Origin of the sequence: Xanthovirga aplysinae, assembly GCF_009711365.1 — a bacterium.
Lineage (GTDB): Bacteria > Bacteroidota > Bacteroidia > Cytophagales > Cyclobacteriaceae > Xanthovirga > Xanthovirga aplysinae.
In genome coordinates this window covers 1-6,733 of sequence record NZ_SMMB01001027.1, presented here as the reverse complement: position 1 = coordinate 6,733, position 6,733 = coordinate 1, and the positions used below count along the sequence as shown (strand labels likewise).

The window sequence follows — 6,733 nt, the reverse complement described above, 5'->3', positions numbered from 1 at the left end:
GGGAGGAAGAATAAAATCACAGGGACTATATTAAATGGGGAATTTTTTCTTCCTAATTCTTTATTAAATTAAATGAGGAGTAAGCAAAAGGTAATTAACTAATGGGAGAAGAAGGATAAAAAAATCCCATTAAAAAATATTGAATGTATAATTTCTTTTAGGAGAATACATGGGAAAAGCTAGAAAAGAAAGTATGCATACATTTCCTCTGACCGTTAAGAATTATTAGTTAATGAGCAATACTAATAAAGAAGTGCAAAACCCAATGTATGATCTTTGTATTGTGGGTGCTGGAATTTCAGGAGCCGCTTTAGCCGCATATTTAGGGAAGTTTGATTTTAATATTGCTATAGTAGAACGGTGTTGGGAAGAGCCTGATGAAATTATAGGGGAATTGTTACAACCAGGAGGTGTACTTAAACTTACTGAAATGGGACTGGACAAAGTCTTCCAAGGGATAGATGCCCAGCCAATTGAGGGTTATGCTATGTTTTTGCAAAATCAATCCTACCGGATTGCTTACCCTAAAGATGCTGAAAAATGCCTTCAAAAAGGCTTCGGTTTCAGGTATGGGAAATTTGTCCAAAACCTTCGTTTGCAATTTGCAGAGAATGAACGGGTTCATTGTTTTAAAGGGAATGTAATTCAATTGGTAACAGGCAAAAAAGGGGAAGTTCTTGGAGTTCAATATCGCTCTTCTACCAATGGAATAAAGGAAATTCGGGCAAATTTAACAGTAATTTGCCAAGGGAGTCAAAGTACCCTTCGTCCTTTTTTAAATAAAGGAAAAGTAAGAATAAAAGGTTTTATGGTGGGGTATGTATTGGAAAACTGTAGGTTGCCCTTTGCTAATCACGGTCATGTGATTATGGCTAATCCTGGACCTGTATTGGTTTATCCTGTTGGAAGCGGTAAGGTTAGAATTCTAATTGATTTTCCTAACACCAACTCACCCATTAAAGGTGATGAGTTAAAGGGGTATTTGATAAATAAAATATTACCACAACTACCGAAAAGTCTACAACTTCAGTTTTTTGAGGCTGTTTCCAACGATAAACCTAAGGCAAAAGCTACAGCTCTTCTGGCTTCTAAGCCTATTTTAAAAAGGGGAGTAGTGGTTTTGGGGGATAGCTTAAACATGCGTCATCCAACCACAGGGGCGGGAATGACAGTATCTTTGAGAGATACCAAATCTTTAGGTGATCGCATTATCCGCCTTAGAAGTCTCAAAGACAAAAAACTTTTACTGAAGGAGATTCATCAGTTTTACTTAAAACGGTATAAGGAAAACTCTTCAATTAATATATTGGCCTATTCCCTTTACCGTTTTTTTCTACATAAAATTTTACGAAGGGCTTGTTTTCTTTACTTAAAAAAAGGAGGGAAATTTTCTGCTGAGCCCATGGCCATTTTGGCTGGAATTTCTGAAAATAAAGGTATCCTCCTTAAGCATTTTTTTTCTGTGGCATTTATTGGAATTCTTGAACTACAGAAACCTTTTCCTACCCCAAGAAGGATTAATCAATCTTTCAATATAGTGAAAGACAGTATTAAAATCATTTTTCCTTTATTAAAAGATGAATTTCCTCGTGCGAGATAATTATTGTTGGAAAACATGCTCTAAAGGAAAATGATTTTTTGACCAGAATGGCCCAAGCAAATTTGGGAATCTCTCTAATTGTCCAGGGTGGTCAATTAATTGAAGGTAAAGTTCCCAATTTCTGTAAGTAGAGAAGTTTCGGACCCCAGTTTTAGAACAAACATATTTTTATAAATAGATGTATTTCATTATTAATATGTAAATGAAAGATTTAGAGAGCCTTTTGCTTGACTTTTTTTCTCTTTTTATCCGGTTGGATACGTCCTTTTGTCAGCTTTGTATAAACTTCCTCGAAAGCCTCTTTTACATAGGGGAGTTCTTGCCGAATTCTGTCATAATCCTTGTGGTCGAACATTTGACGAAATTGTTTTTCACTTAAAAGTGTCCTTGCATAAAGGGCTTGAAAACCATGATGTTCTATAACGAAATGCTCTAGATTCTTCAATTCCCTGTTACCTTCAAAACTTTTGACCATTGGAGTGCCGTAGATTCCAATATCAACAAATAATTCCTCCGGAAGCGACCGATCTAAGTGGCCTTCATTATTCCTATTCTCCTTTTTCAGTATTGATTGTGAATTGGTCCCAAATGGGAGTTCCTCCCTATTTCCCTTATCGGATTGGTAGGGATAAATAAACCCGGTTCCACTTTCATTATCTTTGATTAATAATGGACAAAGCCATAGTGGATAAAGGCTGTAGTGTTTAGCCAAATATTCTAATGAATCTTTTAAAAAACATATGGGGACAATCATATCTTGCACTACATGAAACCGTTCTCTTAACTTCCGAATGGTTTCGCTTTGCAGTCTTTTTAATAATTGAATATGAGGAGGCATAGCCCAGCCAAGAAGCCATCGAAACCATGGGTTATTTCCAAATGGAATGATTTCCCTCATTTCCCAAAAGTAACTTCTGGTATGACGGTGATAGTATTGTCGCAGGGGTATATATTCTATTCCATTTCCCTTTTCCAGATAAGACTCTACATGCTTAAAAAACCAGGGTTTATGCCATCGGCCAATTTTATTTAGAATTCCATCTTTCTGTGGCCTGTCTACTAAATTGCCTTTCATTACTACTGCCTTGTCTTTTGAAAAGACAAGAGTTTCCACAAAATGGTGCTTTTCTTTTTCCTGGCTTGCGGATTCAAATACGCTAACCAATTGATCAGGAGAAAAGGTTGCTTGATACTCTAGGCGGACAAACCTATTGGATGGAATAATCTTTAATTCTGCAGCCACCAAAAAACCTAAGGTTCCATGACTCCATGGAACTAAATAATAAAGATCCCTATTTTCATTTGGGGTAGCATGTCTTAATTCTCCATCGGGAGTGAGGATAGAAAAGGATTTGCAAATATGTTGAAACAAACCATATCGGTGACTGCTGCTTTCAACCCCAAAACCCATTAAAAGGCCTCCTACGGTGAGGTCATCGAGTTCGGGAACCAAAGTCAGTGTCCAACCCCTACCTTTTAATGCTGCTGTAATTTGCCCCATGGTCACCAAAGGTTCTACTTTGACCACTTGCCGGTCTTCATCAATTTCCAAGATATTATCCATATCGATGTTGATTTTTCTATACCTGTCTTTATCTGGAATCAATTCACTCATAGTTTTCCAGGGGCTACGTCCTGTACATAATTTTTCCTTTGCTCCATCTTCTCTCCACTGTCGTAATTGTTCCTTGATGCTATTAATTCCTTTTTCATGTTTTAGCCAGGTTTTTGAGGGATTGACAGGCCACTTTTGCTTCCATTTGAAATAAATGGAAAATAGAACTGAAAGAGGCAGAAGAAAGATGGTCGATATCCATCCTCGATATTCAGTAAGCAAGTATTCTTGCCAATTCTCCCATTTTGGTTTCTGATTTTTCATATTCAGGGGAATTATTGATAGGAACAATATTGAAAATATTTGGAGGGGAACATTTTATGTAGTGAAGAGTACTAGTTGTTATTTAGAAATAATATTAAGTTTCGGGGATGCTTATTTTTTGTAGGTATGCCCTATAAAAATACATATTTTGTGGCAAAAATAAAGCTTGGAAAAGTTTCATTTAATCAGGCGATTTTGCAGATATCGATGGAAACTTTATCACTATTCTACTTTCCCTATAATAAAAGAAGACTGGTTCCTGTTTACTTAAGAAATAAGGTGAAAAAACTTCAATTACATTTATTGGGGTTCCCTCAACGACTATTGGTTTTTTTGTCATAAAGGGGGTCTATTGAAACATTGTCTTTACTTTTCCTTTGTTTTGCTATCTAGTATTTGAAGAAGAGTAGGAATTCGATAATCCCCACTCATGGATTTAATCAATTTACAGGCTTTTACACTTTCAATGCCAATAGAAGAGATATAAAGAGGCTTTTTACTTTGGCCTCTTATTAATTCTTTAATTATTCCTTTGGCACTATAAAAACTAGACTTAGCAATTCCAATTACTGGTATTTTACCATTTAATGCTTTATATAGGTAACCACCAAGCCCTAATTTACCATCTTTATTGAGTTGTACATATCCATCAATAATTATCAATTCTATATTTTCTAAATCAAATTTCTTAAGAAGGGTAAGAATGCAAGGCAGTTCTCTTTTATAAAACTCTCCTGAGACATATTCTTTTACACCATATATTTTTTGTGCTAAAATTAATTTGGGCTTGCTATCTCTCCAATTATCAAAACCTAAACCAATTGCTTTTGCATAATCATCATAATATTGAACATCAAAGGCAACTATCATATATCTGAGGCCGTCTGGATCTGCAAAAGAGGGAGAAAGAAATGTTTATGATTTCAATTAGGGCAAAAGGCTTCTTTGCTTTAAATAACTATTTTCTTTCGATTGATATTTTTTCCAGAGAAACTTTATTTGACAACTATCCTATCCAATTTTTTGGTTCGATTTGAGGAACTTCTCTTTCCAAATTAACAAATTGAAGGCAATAGCTATTAGTTGTTTTTTTATTCAAGATAAATAAATGGTAAATAATTTTTTTTTAAAAACTTCTGGGGATAGAAGGAGGAGTAAAAACACCAGGGGCTGACTTGCCGGTTCTATTTTGGATAAATTTAAAAATAATATTTGAATAAAATGGAAAAAACATTAGTCCTTTCTGATAATCATAGGTTTGGACAGGTTAAAAAAAATTTTACATTTCTATCCAATCGCAATTTTTGTTACATTGTACAGCACAAGAGAATGGTATAGTGAGTTCACCAAATATTTCTATCCTTTTCAAATTTATTTTTATATGACGGCAATGATTAAAAATACCTTATTAATTGGTTTGTTAGGCTTTATTTTTTTTCAATGTGTCGGTAAAGATAACAATGGACAGGTTGCTCTACTAGATGAGAATTCTCAGGAAGCCCAGAAGTTGTATTTACAATATTGTTCCTCTTGCCATGGGAGCACCGTAGAGGCATTTGCTGATCGTGTGTGGAAACATGGAAAGTCTGCGACCGATATTTTTCAATCCATAAAAAAAGGTTATCCCAATGATGGCATGCCAGCATTTGAAGGCAGTTTGTCTGAGGAACAGATTCATGGATTAGTAGATTATATCCAGACCGCTATTACGAATATTGAAAGATATGGGATTGAGGATGAAGTTATTGAGTCCGATACTTTTAAAACAGAATTGTTGACCTTTTCGTTGGACACCATCGCCTCTGGGGTAGGTGTTCCTTGGGGTATTGGGTTTTTGCCAGATAATGAATTGTTGATAACCAATAGATCTGGCCGCTTGTATAGAATAGATGCAAATGGGAATAAAATTGAAATAGGAGGAGTGCCAGATGTTCATTCAAGTGGTCAGGGAGGTTTGCTGGATGTGGTAATCCATCCCAATTTTGAGGCAAACAATTGGGTGTATTTTGCATATTCTGGAATTAAAAGAGAAAATGGAAGAACATTATCTGCTACAACGGTGAGTCGTTGTAGGTTGATTGGAGATCAGTTAACCGAGTCAAAGTTGGTTTTTGAGGCTTTACCTTATGCCGATTCCAGAATACATTATGGTTCACGAATGGTGTTTGATGATCAGGGATATTTATATATCACAGCTGGTGATCGCGGTGATACCTATGGGAATCCACAGAACCTTAAGCGAGGTGGTGGTAAAATTCATCGAATACGGGATGATGGGAGCATCCCTGAGGACAACCCTTTCTACCATATAGCAAATGCCATGAAGTCGATATATTCTTACGGTCATAGGAATCCACAAGGTTTAACCCTAAACCCTTTTACCAATGAATTGTGGTCAACAGAACATGGACCGAGAGGTGGAGATGAAATAAATATTATAAAATCTGGGGCTAATTACGGCTGGCCAGTAATTACCTATGGTATAAATTACAATGGAACCATAATCACCGATAAAACAGAGCAAGAAGGAATGGAACAACCCTTACATTATTGGACTCCATCCATTGCCCCCACAAATTTGGCCTTTGTCAATAGTGATAAATATGGTGACTGGAAAGGAAGTCTTCTTGTAGGTTCCTTACGGTATAGATATCTTAATCGTAGTGTTTTAGTCGATAATCAAGTGGTGGGTGAGGAGTTATTGGTGAAAAATATAGGTCGTTTAAGAGAAGTGAAAATGGGGCCGGACGGATACATTTATATAGGCGTGGAAACCGGCTATGTATTTCGGTTAATGCCTATTGATGGTTCTGATTCATAATGTTTTAAAGACTTTATTTTGATTCTAGGGTAATATTCAAAAATATTGGAAAGTGAAAGTTATTTATGCTTGTTTTTTCAATGAATTCAAGTTTTTGTTTTGGAAATAAACGGATGAATACTGAATGTTTTCTAATGTTCTTTTGGACTATATTGTTTATTTTATTTATTTGGTTTTAGTAAAAAAATAGTAAATAGGTCTACTGTATTGGTTTTTTAATTTTTTTCTGATCTAATTAAGATGATTGTAATAAAATTATCTTAACAATAATGCTTTATTCAGCTATTTTATAAACTGCAGTTACGAGTTTTCATATCAATTCATGCGATTTGATTTTTGTTTATAGGAATTAAAATACCATTTTTTTGATTTTTGTATTTTGCTTTATTTCTAGTTTTGTGAATATACCTACTTCAATTTAAAGAAAGGAAAA

Annotated in this window: 4 protein-coding genes; 2 read left to right on the top strand and 2 right to left on the bottom strand. The window is 35.1% G+C overall.

What is annotated here, in order from left to right; translation table 11 throughout:
* The first annotated feature begins 232 nt into the window (after nt 1-232).
* Complete coding sequence (locus E1171_RS10780; protein ID WP_155206014.1) at nt 233-1,600, top strand: FAD-dependent monooxygenase; 1,368 nt, start codon at nt 233-235, stop codon at nt 1,598-1,600.
* Nucleotides 1,601-1,811: 211 nt separating this feature from the next.
* Here the strand turns inward: E1171_RS10780 and E1171_RS10775 are convergent, their stop codons facing one another.
* Together E1171_RS10775 and E1171_RS10770 are read right to left on the bottom strand one after the other, a co-directional pair.
* Nucleotides 1,812-3,479: an FAD-binding oxidoreductase gene (locus E1171_RS10775; protein WP_155206013.1), complete on the bottom strand. Its 1,668-nt coding sequence runs from the start codon at nt 3,477-3,479 to the stop codon at nt 1,812-1,814.
* 366 nt (nt 3,480-3,845) lie between these two features.
* On the bottom strand, nt 3,846-4,349 hold the full coding sequence (locus tag E1171_RS10770) for an endonuclease V (protein ID WP_155206012.1): 504 nt from the start codon (nt 4,347-4,349) through the stop codon (nt 3,846-3,848).
* A gap of 511 nt (nt 4,350-4,860) precedes the next feature.
* On the opposite strand from E1171_RS10770, the gene E1171_RS10765 reads away from it, so the two are divergent.
* Nucleotides 4,861-6,300, top strand: a complete 1,440-nt coding sequence (locus E1171_RS10765; protein ID WP_246164278.1) for a PQQ-dependent sugar dehydrogenase — start codon at nt 4,861-4,863, stop codon at nt 6,298-6,300.
* Nucleotides 6,301-6,733: the final 433 nt, after the last annotated feature.

Coding starts and splice junctions, on each gene's coding strand:
- E1171_RS10780 (WP_155206014.1), top strand. CDS start 233: ATGAGCAATACTAATAAAGAAGTGCAAAACCCAATGTATGATCTTTGT.
- E1171_RS10775 (WP_155206013.1), bottom strand. CDS start 3,479: ATGAAAAATCAGAAACCAAAATGGGAGAATTGGCAAGAATACTTGCTT.
- E1171_RS10770 (WP_155206012.1), bottom strand. CDS start 4,349: ATGATAGTTGCCTTTGATGTTCAATATTATGATGATTATGCAAAAGCA.
- E1171_RS10765 (WP_246164278.1), top strand. CDS start 4,861: ATGACGGCAATGATTAAAAATACCTTATTAATTGGTTTGTTAGGCTTT.